Origin of the sequence: Peptoclostridium sp. AF21-18 (assembly GCF_003478825.1) — a bacterium.
Taxonomy (GTDB): domain Bacteria; phylum Bacillota; class Clostridia; order Peptostreptococcales; family Peptostreptococcaceae; genus Peptacetobacter.
Window position 1 is genome coordinate 1 of sequence record NZ_QUGE01000029.1, and the last position, 21,644, is coordinate 21,644.

Genomic DNA, 21,644 nt, shown 5'->3' on the forward strand with positions numbered 1-21,644 from the left:
GAACTTTCAATAATGTATGAAGATAGATTGTAATAATTAAAAAAGTCAAGAAAACCGGCTTTTTTTGCTGGTTTTCTTGACTTGCAACAAAATAAATAATATTATGTATTCAAAGGCGTTAGCCATTTACTCATAAATTATTTTAAGTATATTATACTACCTAACGGTAGTTTAAGCCATAGAGGGCTTATTTACAGAAAAAATTCTATATACCCTATACAAAAAGACCCTTGTAAATATGCAAAGGTCTATTTCTCTAATTATCTATCTTCGTCTGTTACGTTGAATATGTATGGTACGTTTCTGAAGTAATCTCCACAGTCAAATCCGTATCCAACAACGAATTTATCCTCTACTTCATATCCACAGTAGTCTGGCACTAGGTCAACTTTTCTTCTTGAAGGTTTGTCTAGTAGCACACAGCTTTTTATGCTCGCTGGATTTTTAGCTTTTAAATGTTTAAGTACGAAATCCATAGTCACTGCACTGTCAGTTATATCATCAACTACAAGCACATCGTATCCTTCTAAATCTACAGTTACATCTGAAGATACTTTAACTGTTCCACTAGTTTCTTCTGAATTTCCATAGCTAGATGTTGTCATGAAGTTTACTCTAAGTGGTAAATCTATGCTTCTAACTAAGTCTGCGCAGAATATAAAGCTTCCTCTAAGTAGTGCAACTACCATTAATTTTTTATCTTTATAGTCTTCTGTTATCTGTGCTCCAAGTTCTTTTACTCTTTTTGCAATGTCTTCTTCTGTGTACATTGTTTCCCATTTCTTTTTAGTTATGTCCATTTTCTGGCCTCCGATTTTTTTATTATACAGATTATTTTATACGAATTATTGAGTATTTTCAATAGTTTAATAGAAAAATGCTATCTACTTAAACGTATATTTTCTCTATATAATACATATCCATTATAAAAAATTATATACTCAACATAAATTTCTCTGCTTTTGAAACAGGAGCCTTAAACACTACATCACTTGTTATTGCTTCAAAGTGTTTTTTAGCACATTTTATCTTTGCTTCTTCTGTTGGTCTAAGCTCATTAATTACTTCAGTTCCTTTTGTTTCAATTACAAAATACAACTTATCCTGACCATCTTTCTGCATAACTAGCGCCCAGTCTACATTATATTTGCCTACTGGAGTATCTATCTTAAACCAGTTTGGCAGCTTAACATACACTTTTACTCTAGGGTCTTTTTCAAATTTCTTAGCAAAACTCATCTCAACATCTGAATCACAAATAGCATGGTCGTAAGGCGATTTTTTACTATCTATTACCTTATCATTTAAGTATGCTAAAAGAGTTTCATCATCATTTTGGAACATTTCTATAGAATAACAATCATCTATCTTTTCATATTCTATTCCACTTGTAACAAAATATTTCTTCTTGCTATTTATTATTTTAGTCACAGTTTCGATAAATTTTTGTGGATTTTGTTTAAAGTCTTCTAATCTCTCTGATTTTATAAGAATATCTATAATAGTTTTTCTTGTAAGTTCTGTATTATTTTGTAACTCTGTTATAATATCTGGTAAATAATTTCTAGTACTAATATCCTCTTTTTCTTCTATTTCTCCAGATGTTACAACTCCGGCACCCCTGCTTATATCTATCTTATCTTTTCTAGCTATTAACTTAGGAGATTCTATTTTATCCATATATTTTATCTCATCTACACATCTCTTTATCAATTTATCACTATCAAAATTAACTGTATATATTGTTTTAGAATTTATTTTTTCCCATAAATCTATAAATTCTTTACTATCCACAACCAATTTATTTAGATTAACTTTTTTCTTTTTAGAAGCATCTTTTATTTCGTAAGATTTACATCTATTTGAAAGTTCTTCCACAATACCTCTAAAGAATTCTTTAAACTCTGCATCTTGAAGTGAGAATCTATCGCTATCTGGGGCATTATTTTCAAGTGCTATTATCTCATATTTTAATTTATCCTTTATCTTACCTTTACTATCTATATACTCGTTCTTTTGAAGATAATTGTATAACTTCTCAGACTTATCGTATCCAAAGTATACATCTTTATCAGACTCTCTATCGTATCTCTTAACATTTGCAAATGAGTGTTTTTCAATAATACCAAATCTAATTCCTGTATCTTCTTGTAATTCTCTCTGTAAACTATCTACAAACTCTAAATAAGATTCATTAGCCATTACAGTTAATGTGTTTACAGTGTCATCGTGAACTCTTTCTCCTTCTTGATTTACACAAAGTCTTAGACCTCTACCGATTTCCTGTCTTTTTCTTATATATGTACCAGCACTATCTTTTAAAGTACAAATCTGGAATACATTAGGGTTGTCCCACCCCTCTCTAAGTGCTGAATGAGAGAATATAAATCTTAAAGGATTTGACATATCTAGTAGTCTTTCCTTATCTTTCATTATCAGATTGTATATATCCTCATCTGCCCGAGTATTACCTTTAGTATCTTTTAACATACCTTTCTTATCTTGGGCAAAATATCCATTGTGAATTGAGTCTATTGACAAACCAATATTTCTATTAGTCTTAAATCTATCCTGCTTGATTAAATCCTCATACTCTTCCTCAAACATTCTTGCATATTTCCCAAGCTTAACAACACCATCTTTATCATACTCTCTATAATTAGCTACCTTATCTATAAAGAATAAACTTAAAACTTTTATTCCTCTCTTATTAAGTCTAATCTCTTTTTCGAGATGCTCTTCTATGGTCTTTCTTATCTGAAATCTCTTTATCTCATCATCGTCTATATCTCCTATAGCTTCAGTAAGATAAATTTTCTTTCCGTTTATTTTTATATATTTACTGTCTCCCCAGCTAATATCTTCTATATTTTGATTGTAATATAACTCTCTTCCACCAGACTTATCATATAAATCATCACCAGCTTTAACAACTTTCTTGCTTCTCTTTACACTTCCGTCCTTCTTCTGCTCATCTATCTCAACGGTAGCCTTTTTCTCATCTACTTTTACTAGCTTTATGTATGGTTTATTAAAACTTTCCTCGCTTCTAACAGATAATACCTCGATTTTCTTAACCAATCTCTGCTCATAGGCATCAACTGCATCTAGTCTATACACCATATTGTATTTATCTACATGAGTTGCAGAATATCTAAGTGTGCACATAGGATTTAATGATGCTATTGCTTCCTTAGATTTATCTGTTGTGTCAATACTCTGTGGCTCATCTATTATCACTATCGGATTTGTTTCTCTAATTAAATCTATCGGTCTCTGTCCATTTAACTTATCCTGTGCTCTATGAATTATATTTGCCTTATCTTCTTTTGATGGATCTTCAAATCCTTTTCTAAAAGCATCTATATTTATTATCATTATTTGTATTGCACTAGATGTAGCAAAATTTCTAACCAATTCTAATTTACTTGAGTCATAAACAAAATACTCAGCAGATTCATTGTCAAATATACTGTCAAAATGTTCCTTTGTTATTTGAAGTGATTTATATACTCCTTCTCTTATCGCAACTGAAGGTACAACTACGACAAACTTCTTAAATCCATATAGTTTATTAAGCTCATATATAGTCTTTAAATATACATAAGTTTTTCCTGTTCCTGTTTCCATCTCTATAGTGAAATTCATTCCATCTAGTTTTGAACTTCTCTTTAGATTATTTCTCATCTGTATATCTTGGACATTTTTCAATACGTCTTCTCCATTAAGCTCTAATCTATTCCCTATCCCAGCAGTGCCATAGACAACCCCCATTTCCTGCTGCATATCTCCAAGTGTTTTTCCAGTAAGTACTGTAAACTGGGATGTTGTTCTTGGCTGACCTTTAAATATATCAACTACTGATTTAATAGCATCATTTTGATAGCCTAAGTTTGATTTGAATTTTAATTTCATATCTATACACTCCTTACATCAGTTATTCCAAACTGTTTTAATTTTTGTATAGCATTCATCTTAGCACTATCACTTCTAAATCCACTTTCTTTGAATACAACTTTTGTATCCATTTCGTTGATTATAGATTTATGATTAGGTATTTCTGCTACTAAATCTTCTGTTATCTCATCTTCTAGGCATATTAATAAAGCACCCATTCCGATATTGTAGATTGTTTTTTCTCCAAATTTTATTTCTTCTATTGAGACAGTTGGCTCTATACCCATTTTGATTATTATTTCGTATAATAGGTCTTCGTTAGCTCTTCCATTTTTTATTATGTCTTTTCTTCCTTCTAAAACTTCTTCTAAATTTTCATAGTATCCATCCCATTCTTTTATATTAGAGCTGTCTAATTTGAATACTTTAAATCCTATGTCTAAATCTTCTATTCCTTCTTTGTCCTTGTTTTCATTTACTATCATATCTCCAGCACGACGAATACGCTCTTTACCTATTTCGCAGATGTTTTCATATCCGTTTTTCTTTGCATCACTATCATTTTTAGTCATTTCAGGAAGCTGAATCATTATGAATTTACGACTTCCTCCATCCTCTGTATTAAGTTGCATAACTGCATGAGCTGTAGTTGCAGACCCTGAAAAGAAATCTAATATTAAAGAATCTTTTTTTAAGTAAGATAATATTTGTTTTATTAACTTAATTGGTTTCACTGTATCAAAACCAATTGGAGTTCCCATTAAATTATTAAGTTCCTCTTTCCCATTTTGTGCAGTTCCAACTATTTCAGAATTTAATAATGACCAAAAAGGTTTATACTGCCTTTTATCCATCTCATCTTCAGGGTAAACTGCTTTTTTTACTATTCCATCTACTACTTCAAGTTTCCCTTCTTTTTCTAATTTTCTAGCTGTTTCTTCTCCAATTTGCCATCTTTTTCCTTCACGTGGATATTTCCCTAGTATTTGAAATTTCATAGTTGGCCTACTATATGACCCAGAATCTGATTTTTCTATTATTTCAAAGCGACATGCTCCCAATTTCCCTTTATGTGGATATTTTAATTTACCTTCTATCTCTTCAAGTTCAAAACCTTTTACTTTTGATTTATCTTTTGCATAAAAAAGTATTGTTTCTGTTTTTTTCTGTAATCCAAACCTAGCTATACCAGAGTTATTTGGTTGTGTTGTAGCCTCCCAAACTAAATCTCCAAAATAATTACTTTCTCCAAATATTTCATCACAAATTTTTTTTAAATTGGAAAATTCATTTTCATCTATGCTAATAAGAATAACTCCATCCTCTGATAATAAATTTTTTGCTAATATTAATCTAGAATACATCATATTTAACCAATTAGTATGATACCTTCCGTCGCTTTCTGGGTTGTAAATCATATCTTGGCCTGTTTGCTCCTTATAATTTTTTATGTTATCTTTAAAATTATCTTTATATATAAAATCACTACCTGTATTATATGGTGGATCAATATAAATAACATCAATTTTCCCAAAATAAGACTTTTGAAGTAATTTTAATACTTCCAAATTATCTCCTTCTATATATAAATTTTCCGTATCATCCCAATTTTTACTGCTCTCTTTATCTGGTTTTAAAGTCCCACTTGAAGGAGTTTGAGCAAATCTTATTGCATCATTTTTTCCATTCCATCTAAGCTCATATCTTTCTTCTCTATCGCTTACATCATCTCCAAGAAGAAGTCTTAACTTATCAAAATCGATTTTTCTTTCAACCTTTCCATTAAATTCTTCCTCCGTCATAACTTCAGGAAACGTTTTCTGTATTATATCAATATTTTTTTCTAACAAATCTAAACTTTTTCCGCTCATTTTTTTCACTTTAAACGTCCTCCAACTATATAATTTTTATAAATTCCCAATATTATAGTTTAGCACACTTTGTGAAAAAAAAAACAAAGTCGATTAAAATGACTTCTCATTTTTAATCGACTTCTAATACTTTATACATTCTCCTATTAAATTCTATTCTTTTACTAATAATTTTAAATCATCAATCTTTCTTCTAAGCTCCGTTGCTTCTACATTCAACTTAATCTTTTTACTCATCCTACTCTCTTTTTTCAACTTCTTTACAATAGCATCAAACTCTTTCTCCAATGCATTAATCTCCTGTACAACTTCCGCCCTATCTCTTTTCCGAATTTCACTATCTTCACTAAACTGACCTGTTATATCCAGATTATTAAACAAGTATATACTATCGTGCATAGATTTATAGAATTTAAAGAAATTAGTATAATCCAAGCTGCTAAGACTTATTGAATTTAAAAACTTCTCCGTATCCTCATCCAAGTTCTCTAAATCAATCCAATTTGTAGTATTTAACTCTTCCACTACTACCTTATTAGAGTCATTTTTACTTTTTCTTTTTAGTGCAGTACTTATTGAGATTTTTTCATCACTAGCAAATATTATAACTGTCGGATCTGGAAATGAGCCATGTATTATTCTAGCTATTTGATCCATCTTTTCCGTCTTTTTAACTCCTGCATATATATATCCAACAGATGAATAGTTCCTTTCTCCATCTTTATATGTGTCTATATTTATATTGCTGCTAACCAATACATAGCTAAGCTCTATTCTACCTATTTCTTCATTAAATACCCTTTCGTGTGATTTTGACAAATCTGTACTTAATAGGAATATTTTCTTTGTAATTTTTTTACCTTGATATGCTATTTTTCCATCTAAACCTAATATTTCAAATATTTTATTTCCCATATTCTCACCTATTTCCTACTTTACTATTAGATAAGATATTATATCAAATTCGTCATTATTAGAAGATGATGAAGATACTAAGTTCTCAAATCCACCAAAGTTGAATAAGTCCATAGTCTGTTCATCTTCCACTTTACCAAGTATATCGTCAATAGCTTCAGTTAGCAGATTTTTATATTTATCCATCTTTTTATTATTTTTTGTTTCTTTATTAAACTCTTCAACCAAATCCTCTAATACTTTATCTTTTCCATTGCAAAGAGATCTATATATATCCAGTATTTTCTTCACATTTGTGTGGCTGTATAATATTTCTCCATCATCTGCAACATACACTAGATAATATGGATAAACTAAGTTATTTTCATTCCGTTCTTCATAACAATCAACCTTTTTCAAGCAGAATATCACACCTGGTTTTACTTCATTTTCTATTTTTTCATTATTATTTCTTACTAAAGAATATATCGCATTAGGTATTTCATCGACATATTTTTCGTATTTATCCTTTAGGTTTAGCATATCCATTCTGAAATCATCCATAGTGAAGTCTGTCAGAGATACACTTCCAGATACGTCTTCAAGATCTATTACCTCATTTTGTAGCTGCTCTAACTGAGTTCTTCTGTATTCTAAGTCTTTCATAACATTACTGTTTTTATCTATTACATTTTCTTCACCTGTTGCAGATATATCTAGCATAGTCATTCTTTCTTTTACTCTAACTTCAAGATTTATATACTCTTCTAGTTCCATAGACGGCCAGAAGTTTACAAGTTGGATACATTTATTAGTACTTCCAATTCTGTCTATTCTACCAAATCTCTGTATTATTCTAACAGGGTTCCAATGTATGTCGTAGTTTATTAGATAGTCACAGTCCTGTAGGTTCTGACCTTCACTTATACAGTCTGTAGCTATTAATATATCAATTTCTTTATACTGTTTTAGGTTCATCTTACCTCTTTCCTTTGATTTTGGAGAGAAGTTGATTAATACGTTGTTGAAATCTGATTTTCCTATTTTTAAGTTAGTTTTTGGTTTATCACTTCCCACAACTAATGCAGAGTATAACCCAAATTCTTTTAATGCCCACTCATTTATATTTTCGTATAAATATTTTGCTGTATCTGCAAATGCTGTGAATATGATTATTTTTTTATTTCCTTCATTTATTGGGTTGCTTTCTTTTTTAGTTATTAGCTCTTTTAGTACGTTTAGTTTTTTATCTCTTTTTGCATCAATCTTTCTAGAATATGATAGTATTTCTGAGATTATTTCCTTATCATGCTCTAATTCCTGTCCCCATTTTAGTCTGTCGATGTCATTTACAAATATTTTTATTTTATCTCCTATTAATAGGTCATTTAATTCATCATCCTCTAATTCTTCTATATCCTCAAGTTTGTATGAATGTTCATAGTTAACTTTGCTTATTTTTTCTAATGTTTTGTCTATGTTATAAAGTATTTTCTCTAGTGTTTTTCCAAATGAATTAACTGAGCTTTCTAGTCTTTTTAATAAGCTTGATTTCATCAGATACACTATGCTTGTTTCTCTGTCTCTCTGTCTTAGTTTTGATTTACCACCTTTTACTATAGTGTCGTATTTCTTTTCGTAATAGTCTATTTTTGTAGGTAGTATGTATTTCATTGGAGAGTAGACAGCCATATTAAGTTTTAGGATTTTTTCGTTTATTACTTTTAATTCTGGGAATTCATCTTCTGTGTCTATTCCCTCTTTTATGTTTATAGGCTCTAGTCTTTTAGGAAATTCACCTATTTCATTTGTGTTGTAGTATTTTTCTATGTGTCTTCTTGATCTAGCTATTGTAAGCGAGTCCAGTAGTTTGAAGTAGTCTCCGTTTAGCATTTCTATGAGTGCTTGAGATGTTCTTTCTTCTTGTGGAAGTTTACCCCATTTATTAAATGTTGTCTGAGCTTTTGATAATGTAGTTTTTATACTTTTTATCTCAGCAGTTTTCTTTAGTGCTGCATCGTCTCCCTCTGTTATAAATGATATCTGATTTTTTAAATCGTCCAATTTGTTGTTTACTGGTGTAGCAGATAGCATAAGTACTTTTGTTTTTATACCTGCTTTTATTATATTGTTCATTAATTTTCCATATCTTGTTTCTCTATCTTTTCTCGGTTGGTTATTTCTGAAGTTATGAGACTCATCTATTACTATTAAATCGTAGTTTCCCCAGTTTACATAGTCCAAATCTATACCTCCACTCTTTCCACCATCTCTTGATAAGTCAGTGTGGTTTAATAAATCATAAGAAAATCTATCATCAGATAGAGGGTTTCTTGTATCGTTTTGCTGTCTATAAACAGACCAGTTTTCTCTTAATTTTTTTGGTGCTAATACTAGTACTTTGTTGTTTTTTAATTCGTAGTATTTTATTATTGCAAGTGCTTCAAATGTCTTACCAAGCCCAACACTATCTGCAATTATACATCCACCAAATTTTTCTATTTTATTTATAGCTCCTACAACTCCGTCCTTCTGGAAATCATAAAGCTTATTCCATACAACTGTATCTTTAAATCCAGTTCTTCCCTGAATTACATCTTTCTTTTCATTTTCTTCTAAAAATGCCTCAAATATTCTGTAAAGTGTTACAAAGTATAGGTATTCTGATGAATTATCTTTATATAACAATTTTATTTTATTTAACATATCTCTCTTTACATCTTTTAGCATTTCTTCATTATTCCAGACTTTATCAAATTCATTTTTTATAGCATCTGTAATTTTCTTTTCATCAGTATAATTACTTTCCCCAAATTCATTTGAATTTACATATCCTAGCCCTGGAGACGATAAGCCAAATGGCCCCATTATTACCGCATCATCTTTTTCTTTGTTTTCAATATGATAAACATTTCCATTATTAGGTTTTGATATTACAGATTTTATTTTAGCTTTATTTTTTATAAATTTAGCCATTTCTCTAGCTATATAAGCCTGATTTAAGTCATTTTTATACTTTCTTTCTTCTTCTAATCCCCATATTTCTCTTTCATGTTTTCTAATTCTATCCTGTATTTTTACATTACTATTCTCTATAAATGTAGGTCTTCCAAAAATAAATCTAAGCTCCTCTATCTTAGAAAACTCTTCTTTTAATTCCTCAAAAGCATATAGAGTAAAGTATGCAGATGTAATAGATAACTTAGATCCATTTTCTATATTTTCTTTGATACAATCCCCGATTAGACCATACTGCCTATTATTTATAATTTTTTGCTTCATGAACTTACTCCTTATTTGATTAATCGTTTTCTGTAATTAAAATATTTTAATTTTATCCTTTTATTTTTATTTATAAGTATTTTTTATTGCAATCTACTATTATCTATTATAAAACGTATTTAGGTTAATAGAAAGATGTAAAAAATAGTAAAAAAAATACTGTGTCGTAATTGACACAGTATCCATCATAATTTATTTTCTTTTATTCATCCTTCTCTTAACTTCCATATCTATTAAATTCAAATCTATAACTTAACAAATATCATCTCCCTAGTAATATTTTAAAGTTAAAAATCTTTCAAAAGGTATCTCAATTTTTTTAATATGGTACAATATAAAAAGAGATAAGAATAACTTTTAGAAGGTAGCTAGGTTATTTTTCTCTTTTAAAACTAAGTTTTAAAGTAATAGTAAAACCACCACTACGTCCAATAGTTTGGTGGTTTTTTACTTTTTTTGTCATATACTTCCCCACGCAAAATAAGCCTTTAATAATTCTTACAAACATAATTTCAAAAGCATCCGACATCGATTTTCGATTGCTATTTTTACAAAAAGTGTGCAATAGAAAACAACCTCACTCGACAATACGAAGGCAGCACTGCGGTATTTCATCTCTGATGATATACCCTTGTAATGACTGAGTCTGGAGAGAAGGTTGTTTCTATCGCACACCTCACAAAATAAAAATACCGCATCGAAAATCGATACGGCATTTTTGAAAAATTATATTTTAAGATTATTTAAAGGCTTATTTATTCATTTCATTCATAACATCAAGTATTACGTTGTCAGTTACAGACATTCCTTCATCTCCAACGCATCCTAATGCTCTAACACTTTCATCAACAGATCTACCAACTATACCATTAAGTCCTGGAACTATACATCCTCTCTTAGCAAGTATAGCATTCTGAACTGCTGCAGAAGATGCAGTAGCTAATTTACAAGCACATCCTGGTTTTGCACCGTCACATATCATACCACTTAAGTTAGCTATCATATTTTCCATAGCTCCTTCTATCTGAGACTGTTCAGCGTCCATTAACCAAGAAAGACCTGCTGTACATCCTATTGCTGCTGCAACACCACATCCACACATTGGAGATAATCTACCTGTGAAGTTTTTGATGTATGCAGTTATTAAATGAGATATTGCTAAAGCTCTAGCAACTCTTTCATCGCTCTGAGGATTTCTTTCGTTGTATGCAGCTATTGGAAGTATTGCTGTTAAACCGTGGTTACCACTTCCGTTTGAACTCATAACTGGCATCTTAACACCTGACATTCTAGCATCTGAAGCTGCTGATGTAAGCATCATTGCGTAGTTTACAAGGTCATCACCTAATTCTCCAGCTTTTATAGCTTCTTTAATTCCGAAACCAGTACCAACACCAGTTTTTTCTCTTAAACCAACTTCTGCCATAGCTCTGTTCATTGTTATACCATCAAGAAGGAATTTTATATCTTCAAAGTCCATTTTTTCTACATTGTCAACTATTTCAGCAACTGTAGCATTGTCCATTAAAGTTTCTTTTCTTTCTTCTTTTACATTTTCTGTTGAACTTACTTCTTTTGGTTCATTATCTAATATAACTTCTCCATCTTTTGCAAGATATGTAAAGTTATCGTGTCTTCCTCTTATCTTAACTAATACTTCATGATTAGCACCTTTTAACATAACTTCTAAGTATATCTTATCAGCTGATTCAGTTGGCTCTACTGATATAGTATGTTCTTCTAAATATTTTTCTGATTCTCTAACTTCTTCTTCAGTTAAACCTTCAAGAACGCTTAATCCGTCCGCAGATTTTCCACCAACTATACCCATACAAGCTGCAACTTTTAATCCTAATATCTTACTTCCTGGTATACCAACACCCATTCCATTTTTGAATATATTGTTACTTACTAACATCTTATTATCTATAACTTCTTCACCTAAAAGTTCCTTAGCTTTTGCACAAGCTAAAGCTAATGCAACTGGTTCTGTACATCCAACTGCTGGCTTAACTTCATTTCTTAACATTTCAACTAATTCATTTCTTATATCTCTCATCGTACACCCTCCATATAATCTAATATCTCTCGTATTTCAATAGCAAATTTCTAAATAGTTCTAAATAAATTTCTGTTCATACATTTGGATTATCTAATAACCCTTTCCACGCCATATATAATAAGCATATATCGTGCCAAAGTTCAAAAAATATTTTCATAAAACTTTACACTTGGCTATATAACTAGCTTTAAACCTATTATTTTTTTATATTATCATCTCAAAAATATTTATTATCAACTTTTCAAAAATATTTTTTTCTCATTTTAGGCATAAAAAAATCTCATTTTGAGAAATAATCTCAAAATGAGAATATATATAAATATAAACAAACTGCTCTAAAACTACTCTCATATTAACCTAAAAAACAAACTTCTCCAACTTCATCTCTTTCCAAAGGTCAACTTCTTTATAGATAAAATTGAAAACTTATGGAATTAGTATACATAAGAATGAAATATAATAATCTCACTCGACAATATGAAGTCATCACTGCGGTATTTCATCTCTGATGAGATACCCTTGTGATGACTGAGTCTGGAGAGTGAATTATTATATTCATTCTTCGTTACTTAATTCCATACTTTTCAATTTTTCTATAAAGAGTTGCCCTCGATATTCCTAGGGCCTTTGCTGCCAATTCTTTGTCTTTTTTATATACTCCATATCTTTTCAACGCCTTCTGTATCTCTCTCTTTTCAAGATCCTCTAACGTTTCTATAGCAGAAGTCTCATCTTCCTCAAACTTCTCCTCATACTCCAGAATAGACTTTGGAAGAACATCGACTGTAATCTCGCTACCCTGAGCCATATTTACACTATACTCAATACTATTTTGAAGCTCTCTAACATTTCCTGGCCAACCGTACTTTTGCATCCTATCCAACGCAACCTCATCAATTCCCTCGACATTTTTCTCAAGCTTCACAGAATACTCTCTAATCATATAATCTATAAGAAGCGGAATATCTCCCTTTCTCTGAGAAAGACTAGGCAGCTTTATAGGGATTACATTTAGCCTGTAGTATAAATCCTCCCTAAACGTACCCTCTTTAACCATACTCTCAAGATCCTTATTTGTAGCTGCAATTATCCTAACATCTATTTCAATATTAGACTTCGCACCAATTTTATTCACTTCTTTCTCCTGAAGCACTCTAAGAAGCTTTGACTGAAGATGCAAGCTCATATCCCCAATCTCATCTAAAAACAAGCTTCCCTTGTGGGCAATTTCAAACATACCAAGTTTTCCACCTTTTCTAGCACCGGTAAATGCACCTTCCTCGTATCCAAATAACTCACTTTCTAGCAAATTATCTGGAATAGCTGCACAGTTTACTGCGATAAATGGATACTCAGCTCTTTTGCTGTGATTGTGTATTGCTCTGGCAAACAGCTCCTTACCTGTCCCACTCTCCCCAGTTATAAGAACCGTAGACACAGATTGAGCTGCCATAATCGTCTCTTTCTTGACCTTTTTAATAGCTTCACTTTCACCGATTATATTATCAATCATTATACTTCTATCTTTATTCATCTTGTTGTAGTTTTTAATAGCTTCTTTTTTATCGGTAAAGTCTATAACATAGCCCTTAATCTCGCCATTAAGCTCAATCCTACTCATATTGTAGATACCTTTAATAGACTTTCCTCCACCCTTGTAGTTAAAGCTTGCACTAAAAGAGTGACCCTTTCTATACTTATCTGGAATTTTGATAAATTTAAAAATATCAAAAATAATCTTCCCTGTAATATCGTCCTTTATATTGAACATCTTTTTAAACTTAAGATTGTATCTATCAATTCTGCCATCGACATCTATAGACACTACAGACTTATCCATACCATCTACCAAAGTCTCAAGCTTCTTCTTTTCAATATCGAGTTCGTAAGATTTTATAGCTGCTTTTAATTTCCCAGACAATAAATCTGCCATTCTCGTAAGGAAATTCACCATTCCATCGCTATTAGTTTCAATTATCTTTCTCTGCTCCTCAGAGAATGCTATAAGGCCTATCACACCATAAGATTTCCCGTCACAGACTATAGGACAACATATTTCCCCAAATTCGTTACAATTTCCCGCTCTACAACACTCCTTGCAAATAGGGCTAACTTTTGGATTATCTATAACTATCACCTCTCCGCCTTGTAGTGACTTCTTAAAAGCATATCCGTCTATTTGCTCGCCAATCTTACTTATATATTTCCCAGTACCCGCAATTCTGATAAGATTTTCGTCTACTATTGTTACATCTATTTTTAATACAGTTTCTATTGCATCTGCTATATTTTGTATATCGTTTTTTATATAAGCTAGCTCAATCTTCATAACAATTACCTATCCTTTCTAAAATTGTGAGTCTTAAATTCAAATAACTTTATATCTATAAATTTAAAATCTAAATGAGTCAAACTTCTTTTCCTTTTCTGTTATTTCTTCTAGTTCCTTGTTCTTCATCATTCTCTTAATATCCTTCAATTCTACGTAAATTTTGTTCAACGTAAACTGAATTGATACAAGAACCATAAACAGAAGAACGACAAATACTATCTCGTAGTTTATCAAAAAATCATCTCCCTATTCTAAAATAGGTCTGGCATAAAATGCCAGACCTATTAATTATATCATTCTATTATATTTTTTACATTCTGTTAATGTTGCTTTTTATATTTATCGCTATAAGAATTATAACATTCTCTTTCTAGCTACATAAACATATTTCTTGCTTTCGAAATCTTCCATTACCCCATCAAATCTTAAATTAGAGAATATTCTCTTTATATCACTTGGATTGCAGTGATTTGCACAAAGGCCACATATTCTTCTCTTTAAATATTTCATCTTATTTTTTATATTATCCATATTAAGATCTTCAAGTATAAGATCTCCATTATTTTTTAGAACCCTACTTATTTCTGAAGACGCCTTTTCATAGTTGCTAGTATGGTTAAACTGTTCAAGAACAATAACCTTGCTAAAATAATTGTCTTCAAAAGGAAGATATTCTAATTTTCCTTTTACAAAATTGCAGTTTTCATTGTGCACTAGAGAATAGCACATATCTTCATAATCTGAATCTTCAAGTATTGTTACGTTTAAGCCACTTAATCTTAGCTCTTTCCCTAAACGCCCGATATCTCCTACAAGTAGTACTTTTTCACCTATACTGTAGTCAAGATGGTTTAAAAGAAAATCAATTCCATTGCCGCTAAGCTTTTCATCTTCATCAGCTAAATGAAATAATACTTTTTTCACAACATTCACCTCTTTAACCCTTTTTAAAATATTAATAATAAATAGCCCTTATATAATAAGGACTCCAAAAAATAGCTATCCTTTATCATAAAGGACATAAAGTGTAATAACCTAATTTAATTTTCTTCCATATGATAGATTATAGTCCCAAACCATCAACTATTCAATACTTTTTTTGATTTAAAAATAAAAAGATATTGCTTGATTTTTCAGTATTTTTTAAATTCAAAAAAGGACCTTTGCATTAACGCAAAAGCCCTCTTTTCCACAATAAATATATATTAATTTTTATACTAGTCTACATTTAAATCCATACTTCCAGCTCTGTTTTCTTTTAATTTTGTTAAACCTGCTTTTAACATTGTTGTTGCTGTGTAGAATATTACACATATTACTAAAACTTTTAGTATGTTTATTGGTAGACTCTTAACTATGAATGCTGCTATGAATACACCAAATATACCACCTATAGTTATTCCTAGTGAAGATTTTCTTGGATACTGTCCTTCTTTTATGAATTCCATACCTGAGAATGGAAGTAACATCGCACAAGATCCCATCATTATTGGGTATGCAGCTCTTTCTGACATTCCTAAAAGGTAAAGCATTGCCATACATGGTGCATATAGTCCGATTCCTGCTGTCATAAGTGCTCCAAGTATGAAGTTACCAACTATACCTATTATTAATTTTGTTCCGTTTAATCCTAATGCAGTTCCACCACCTGGCATTAAGCTTATCCATGGTAATCCGCAGAACATTACTATACCTGTTATAAATAAAGCTACACCCATAACTATCTGAACTATTGATTCGTCAAGTTTTGATATTATTTTAGCTCCTATTACAGAACCTGCTGCAGCTGCTATTAGAAGTGATAAAAGTGTTATTGGATCAACTTTTACTGATGTTATGAATATAAGCGCTTCTAAAACTGCTGGTATTGTACATGATACGTTAAGCATCCCTGGTATGTGTTTGTCTTTTACATTTAATTTTAATGCTTTTGACATAGCTACAACTATTGCGAAAGAACCTATTCCTAGAGTATCTGCAAAGTTAGCTACAAATCCTATTGCTCCTGATTTTTTGAAACTTTCGTTTTCTAGCTGATTTGCGTCTTTAGTCTTTTTGAAATCTTTACCAAAAACTACAGCGAACATAGATGTAAATCCGATTAACATTATTCTTATTAGAGTTGCCATTTTAATTCTCCTTTTTTAATTTTTTAGTTTGTTTTTTGTTCTCGGTTTATTTCTCTTTTTTTACTAATATAAATTTAATTTACTCAAGCAAATTTTCCTTTTTTACAGGTTTTATAGCTTTTTATTATCAATTGCTTAAACCTGTAGATATTGTTTTCCCTTTTCAAGTTATTATTATAACAAGCATCTTTATCTTTTGCAATATTTTATTTCTTTTTTAGACAATTTTTATTTATTATATTAATATAATCACCATTTATTTGTAATATTTTTAATTATTTTTTATATTATTTTAATTTTTCTGAATAATTTCATTTTATCTTCACTTTTTAAACATAAGTAATATTTATGTATCTATAAATTCGAGTTATTTAGTAAACAAACTTTTTATTCTTTGCAATATTTTATTCATAATTTTATATTATTATTTACGTTGTAAAAATCGTTTTTTTGAAGTATTTCGATACTTTTTAATATTTATTTTTTTATTATTTTTGAGTGATTTTTATTATTATATATTTTTTTAATTGAAATGAATTTAAGAAATGTTTTCCTGACAAAAAATAAAAATGTGCCGCATACTTTCTATATTTTGGGAAAGTACGCGACACATTCTTGATTTTAAAGTTATTATAAAATATTTCAGTCATTTACAATTTTATATAAGGTTTATTGTTTTTATAATTCTATTCGTTTACTACTCCTGTTACATTTCCTTCTGCTAATTTAGCTTTTCTAGCTTTAGCAAGTGGTGCTAACATGCTGTAAGAAGTGTAAAGTATTACTACAACTACTATGGCTTTCATTATATCCATAGGTAGGTTTTTAACTAAAGTTGCTGCTAGTACAACCCCGATAGCTCCACATATTACTATTCCTAATGTAGCTTTTCTTGGGTAGTTGCCTTCTTTTATAAATCTTATACTAGCTACTGGCATAAGTACTGCACAAGATCCCATCATTATTGGATATGCAACTTTTGCTGACATTCCAAGGAAGTATACTAGCGCCATACATGGTGCATATAATCCTATTCCTGCTGTCATTAGCGCTCCTAATATGAAGTTTCCTACAGCACCTATTATTAGTTTTGTTCCTGTTAATCCTATTTCATTTCCGCCACCTGGCATCAAGTCTATCCATGGTAATCCTAGGAACATTAATATAGCTGTTATGAATAATGCTATTCCCATTACTAGCTGAACTTTTCTTTCGTCCATTTTTGATATTATACCTGCTCCTATATATGAACCAAGTCCAGCAGCTGCTAGCATAACAATAAGTGTAGTTGGATCTACTTTTATTGTTGTTGTAAATATAAATGCTTCTGTCATTACTGATGCACAACATCCTATGTTTAACATTGCTGGTATTTCTTTATTGTGTATTTTCATTTTTGTAAATTTTGACATAGCAACTATTGGTGCAAATGCTCCAATCCCTAAAGTATCTGCGAAGTTTGCTATAAATCCTATTATTCCAGCTTTTCCAAAGCCTTCTTCTTCTTTTTCTAAAAGTCCTGTATCCTTTGCACGTTTAAAATCTCTTAATAGCACTGATAGATATGCTATTGTCAGTACTACAAAAACTATTCTTATTGCATTTACCATTTTGTGTTTGCTCCCCTTACTCTAAACCTACTGTTTTAGTTTAAATTTTCACTAAAATTATTTTTACTTGTACAAAAATTAGCTAATTTCTTATCCTTACATCTTATAATTTTAACTATATTTTTTAAAGTGTCAATATAGTTAATTTGGCATAAATTAATTTCAACTTGAAATGATTGTGTTTTTATATTAATTAAATTATTTTTTACATAATTTATATCATTTATGAATAAAATTGCGCTATTTTTACTGTAAATAGCTTGTTTAATTTACATAATCACAAATTTTTATGCTTTTTTTGTATAGAATAAACGTATTTTTTTGCTACTTTTTTAACCTTTTCTATATACTTCTTCTATAATAGAAGTATTATCAATAAATTTATACTATTTATCAAAATATTCTGCTCGCTATTTTTATTTTATTATTTTAATTTATTTTCTATTTTTATTTATTTTTTCTATATTTGTGTATTTTTATATAATTTTAGTCTATTTTTATATATTAATATTTTTTAAGTAATATTATAATTTATTCGTTTTTTTATGTAATAAAAAAATAGATATCTTTACAACAAGATATCTATCTTTATTAATTTATTTATGCTTCTATTAATTTATTTTCTTCTCTTTTTAATGCTTTTTTTAGCATTCCATAAGATGTGTAGTATATTACAAATACACATAATACTTTTACCATATTCATTGGCATTGAGTTAAATATATATGCTGCAGCAAATACTCCTACAACACCACCTATTGTTATCCATAGTGATGTTTTTCTTGGATAGTGCCCATCTTTTATAAATCTAGTGCTCGCTATTGGCATAAGTACCGCACATGATCCCATCATTATTGGGAATGCACATTTTGGTGACATTCCAAGTATATATGTAGTTGCCATACATGGTGCATATAGTCCTATTCCTGCTGTCATTAATGCTCCGTATATGAAGTTTAATGTTACTCCTATGAATAGTTTTGAACCGTAAAGACCTATGCTTTCTCCTCCAACTGGAAGAAGATTTACCCATGGAAGTCCCATAAATATTACACTCGCAGTTATAAATAGTGCTATTCCCATAGCAAGCTGTATTTTCTTTTCGTCTAGTTTTTCTACAATTCCTGCTCCAATGTAAGATCCCATTCCTGCAGCTATTAACATAGACACAAGTGTTGTTGGATCTACCTCTATAGCTGTTAAAAATATCAGTGCTTCCGTTATATTTGGTATAGCACAAGATATGTTTAGCATTGCTGGGAGCTCTTTATCCTTAAATTTCATCTTCATAGCTTTTCCCATAGCTATTATGACAGCAAAGGAACTTACCCCCAATGTGTCGAAAAAGTTACCTACCATCCCTGCTATTCCGGCTTTTACACAGCTTTCATCTTCTAGTCGATTTTCTCTTTTAGCTTTAGAATAATCGCTAATCATTAAAAATCCCTGCATTCCAGTAAATGATAGTAGTATAATTCTTATTAAATTTATCATTTTGTCCTCCTATATATCCAGCGCACTTAGCTGCCGGTATATCTTTGTAGTTATCCACTTTTCCTCAAGATATCAACATTTTTCCAAAATTTTTCCTACTTTTCAACATGTTAATCTCTTTTAAAAGCGACGTTATTAATTATACTATAATTCTAAATATCTGTATACATTGGAAACCGCTTATCAAAAATAAAAAATACTGCCACAGAACACCTTTAAAAGGTGTTCTTGTGACAGTACCTTTAACTGACACCTAACGGTCGTCAGTTTTTTTGTATTCAAATTTAGCTCCACAATTAGGACAAATTAATTCTGGCATATTTTTTTCATTTAGCGAAGCTATCGCTCCCAATGAAAAGAATGCATCTTGTCTTAGTTCTTCTAATATAAATTCTGGTACTCCTTTTTCAAATCCACAAGACTTACATTCATAATTGTATAACTTTTGTCCTTTACTCATTTCTTCTAATTCTTTTAGCATACTATTTCTCCTAATAATTTTAATTACACTAATTATACACTATTATTTATATTTGAGTATAGCAAAGCTAGCCTATTTAATAGACTTTTAAAATAATTCTATTTGTGTTGTTGTATTCAAAGAAATTTCTTTTTCTATAATTTCTTCGTAGATTATTCTTTTATAATTTGATTTATCTAGTACATTATATATTAATCCATATTTATAATGCCATATTTCCCATAGAATCATGTCTTTTCCACACTTTTTACAAATATAAGGATTTACTCCAAATGATTCTATTAATCTATCTTTAAAATTTTTCTTTACTGTATTCTTCTTTTTTATCAGCTTAGATATATTTCTGTGTCTCATAAAATTATATAATTTCAATATTTCTATGCTTAATTTATTTTTTACTCTTGAATATAGACCGTATCTTCTTGCAACTCTAAAACCCTTCGGGTGAATATGTTGGGTTATTTTACCTATAAATTCTAATACATTTACAGTTATTTCTCTTTTTCCCTTAGGTTTTTTGTTTTCATACCAGTAAGTTACATTTTTCCCATCGTAATTAATTATTCTATACTCAGCGATAGCTGGTCTAGCCAAATATCTACCTATATATTGAGTTGCCTGTTTTATATTAGTTAAACGTCTTTCTGCATTTACATAGAATTCTTTCTTATATAACTTATTTATCAAATTTCTAGTTTTTCTATCTCTAAAGTTGTTTTTTATTATATCTAGTACCAACTTTCGCCATACTTTTTTCATATATGTATACGGTATGAAATCTAATTTTTTAAACCACTTATTATTTCTATCTATTCCACCTTCGGTGTATAAGGCATGTATGTGAGGATTCCATTTTAAATCTCCACCAAAAGTGTGTACTACAGCAATTACCCCTAATTCATAATCTCCCTTTGTTTTCTTTTTATGAAAACTATCTAATACCTTATATGTAGCATCTTGTAAATCTTTTAAAAGCTCTCGCTTTCTGTAGAAATAGACTCTTAACTCCTCTGGAATTGTGAAAACTGCATGTCTATGAGAAACATCAAGAATATTTTCTACCTGTTTTTCTGCCCATTCCATAGAATATTTTCTTCCACACTTTGTGCAAAACTTACTTTTACAAGTGAACCCTTGAATATACTCCTCTCCACAGTCTATACATTTATGTTTTATATATCCTTTTTCTATATTTCCACAATTTAAAGCCTTTATTACAGTATTTTCTATCTGATCCCTCATTTCTCTTCTAACTTTATTCCAATATTTTAGTTTGAATTCTTCAAAGTGATTTTTTAATATTTTCTTAATGATTTTTTCATCTTTTTGTTTTTTCAATACATTCATATTACTATTGTACATAAGTTTTCCACAGTTTTAAATTATTATAATTTCCTTAGGAATAAAAATATCCAGCAAGGAAAATACCTTGCTGGATGATAAATTTAACTTTTATTTATTTTGACAGTCCACTCTACGGGTAGCAGTTCATATTTTAAATACAACAAAATATATTACTCACACACACGTCGAAGCCTGGAGAAGATTTTGTCTATATACTCTTTGCTGCTCTTAAAATAGATATTCGGTAA

14 protein-coding genes are annotated in these 21,644 nt (G+C 30.0%); all 14 read right to left on the reverse strand.

Annotated features, from left to right (window positions below):
• Nucleotides 1-260: 260 nt before the first annotated feature.
• On the reverse strand, nt 261-800 hold the full coding sequence (hpt, locus tag DWX74_RS09615; protein WP_118549755.1) for a hypoxanthine phosphoribosyltransferase: 540 nt from the start codon (nt 798-800) through the stop codon (nt 261-263).
• Between the two features lie 133 nt (nt 801-933).
• Nucleotides 934-3,915: a type III restriction-modification system endonuclease gene (locus DWX74_RS09620; RefSeq protein ID WP_118549756.1), complete on the reverse strand. Its 2,982-nt coding sequence runs from the start codon at nt 3,913-3,915 to the stop codon at nt 934-936.
• Nucleotides 3,916-3,917: 2 nt separating this feature from the next.
• The gene (locus DWX74_RS09625) at nt 3,918-5,768 is read right to left on the reverse strand and encodes a DNA methyltransferase (RefSeq protein WP_286164321.1); all 1,851 of its coding nucleotides are present in this window, start codon (nt 5,766-5,768) and stop codon (nt 3,918-3,920) included.
• A gap of 153 nt (nt 5,769-5,921) precedes the next feature.
• The gene (locus DWX74_RS09630; protein ID WP_118549757.1) at nt 5,922-6,683 is read right to left on the reverse strand and encodes a DUF4391 domain-containing protein; all 762 of its coding nucleotides are present in this window, start codon (nt 6,681-6,683) and stop codon (nt 5,922-5,924) included.
• 15 nt (nt 6,684-6,698) lie between these two features.
• Nucleotides 6,699-9,944: a helicase-related protein gene (locus tag DWX74_RS09635; RefSeq protein ID WP_118549758.1), complete on the reverse strand. Its 3,246-nt coding sequence runs from the start codon at nt 9,942-9,944 to the stop codon at nt 6,699-6,701.
• Nucleotides 9,945-10,695: 751 nt separating this feature from the next.
• Complete coding sequence (locus DWX74_RS09640) at nt 10,696-12,003, reverse strand: L-cysteine desulfidase family protein (protein WP_118549759.1); 1,308 nt, start codon at nt 12,001-12,003, stop codon at nt 10,696-10,698.
• A gap of 568 nt (nt 12,004-12,571) precedes the next feature.
• The gene (locus DWX74_RS09645; RefSeq protein WP_118549760.1) at nt 12,572-14,335 is read right to left on the reverse strand and encodes a sigma-54-dependent Fis family transcriptional regulator; all 1,764 of its coding nucleotides are present in this window, start codon (nt 14,333-14,335) and stop codon (nt 12,572-12,574) included.
• Nucleotides 14,336-14,398: 63 nt separating this feature from the next.
• Nucleotides 14,399-14,572, reverse strand: coding sequence for a hypothetical protein (locus tag DWX74_RS11130; RefSeq protein WP_158573265.1), 174 nt, complete (start codon nt 14,570-14,572; stop codon nt 14,399-14,401).
• Between the two features lie 120 nt (nt 14,573-14,692).
• Nucleotides 14,693-15,262 carry a methyltransferase domain-containing protein gene (locus DWX74_RS09650; RefSeq protein ID WP_286164318.1) on the reverse strand — a complete coding sequence of 190 codons (570 nt, stop codon included), beginning with the start codon at nt 15,260-15,262 and terminating at the stop codon, nt 14,693-14,695.
• A gap of 293 nt (nt 15,263-15,555) precedes the next feature.
• On the reverse strand, nt 15,556-16,467 hold the full coding sequence (locus tag DWX74_RS09655) for a sulfite exporter TauE/SafE family protein (protein ID WP_118549762.1): 912 nt from the start codon (nt 16,465-16,467) through the stop codon (nt 15,556-15,558).
• A gap of 686 nt (nt 16,468-17,153) precedes the next feature.
• The gene (locus DWX74_RS09660; protein WP_118549763.1) at nt 17,154-18,077 is read right to left on the reverse strand and encodes a sulfite exporter TauE/SafE family protein; all 924 of its coding nucleotides are present in this window, start codon (nt 18,075-18,077) and stop codon (nt 17,154-17,156) included.
• A 600-nt stretch (nt 18,078-18,677) separates the two neighbouring features.
• Nucleotides 18,678-19,571, reverse strand: coding sequence for a sulfite exporter TauE/SafE family protein (locus tag DWX74_RS09665; protein WP_006439717.1), 894 nt, complete (start codon nt 19,569-19,571; stop codon nt 18,678-18,680).
• A gap of 253 nt (nt 19,572-19,824) precedes the next feature.
• Nucleotides 19,825-20,052 carry a hypothetical protein gene (locus DWX74_RS09670; RefSeq protein ID WP_118549764.1) on the reverse strand — a complete coding sequence of 76 codons (228 nt, stop codon included), beginning with the start codon at nt 20,050-20,052 and terminating at the stop codon, nt 19,825-19,827.
• An 87-nt stretch (nt 20,053-20,139) separates the two neighbouring features.
• A complete protein-coding gene (locus DWX74_RS09675) occupies nt 20,140-21,414 on the reverse strand; it encodes an IS91 family transposase (protein WP_118549765.1) in 1,275 nt (424 codons plus the stop codon).
• Between the last annotated feature and the right edge of the window lie 230 nt (nt 21,415-21,644).

Coding starts and splice junctions, on each gene's coding strand:
- hpt (WP_118549755.1), bottom strand. CDS start 800: ATGGACATAACTAAAAAGAAATGGGAAACAATGTACACAGAAGAAGAC.
- DWX74_RS09620 (WP_118549756.1), bottom strand. CDS start 3,915: ATGAAATTAAAATTCAAATCAAACTTAGGCTATCAAAATGATGCTATT.
- DWX74_RS09625 (WP_286164321.1), bottom strand. CDS start 5,768: ATGAGCGGAAAAAGTTTAGATTTGTTAGAAAAAAATATTGATATAATA.
- DWX74_RS09630 (WP_118549757.1), bottom strand. CDS start 6,683: ATGGGAAATAAAATATTTGAAATATTAGGTTTAGATGGAAAAATAGCA.
- DWX74_RS09635 (WP_118549758.1), bottom strand. CDS start 9,944: ATGAAGCAAAAAATTATAAATAATAGGCAGTATGGTCTAATCGGGGAT.
- DWX74_RS09640 (WP_118549759.1), bottom strand. CDS start 12,003: ATGAGAGATATAAGAAATGAATTAGTTGAAATGTTAAGAAATGAAGTT.
- DWX74_RS09645 (WP_118549760.1), bottom strand. CDS start 14,335: ATGAAGATTGAGCTAGCTTATATAAAAAACGATATACAAAATATAGCA.
- DWX74_RS09655 (WP_118549762.1), bottom strand. CDS start 16,467: ATGGCAACTCTAATAAGAATAATGTTAATCGGATTTACATCTATGTTC.
- DWX74_RS09660 (WP_118549763.1), bottom strand. CDS start 18,077: ATGGTAAATGCAATAAGAATAGTTTTTGTAGTACTGACAATAGCATAT.
- DWX74_RS09665 (WP_006439717.1), bottom strand. CDS start 19,571: ATGATAAATTTAATAAGAATTATACTACTATCATTTACTGGAATGCAG.
- DWX74_RS09670 (WP_118549764.1), bottom strand. CDS start 20,052: ATGCTAAAAGAATTAGAAGAAATGAGTAAAGGACAAAAGTTATACAAT.
- DWX74_RS09675 (WP_118549765.1), bottom strand. CDS start 21,414: ATGTACAATAGTAATATGAATGTATTGAAAAAACAAAAAGATGAAAAA.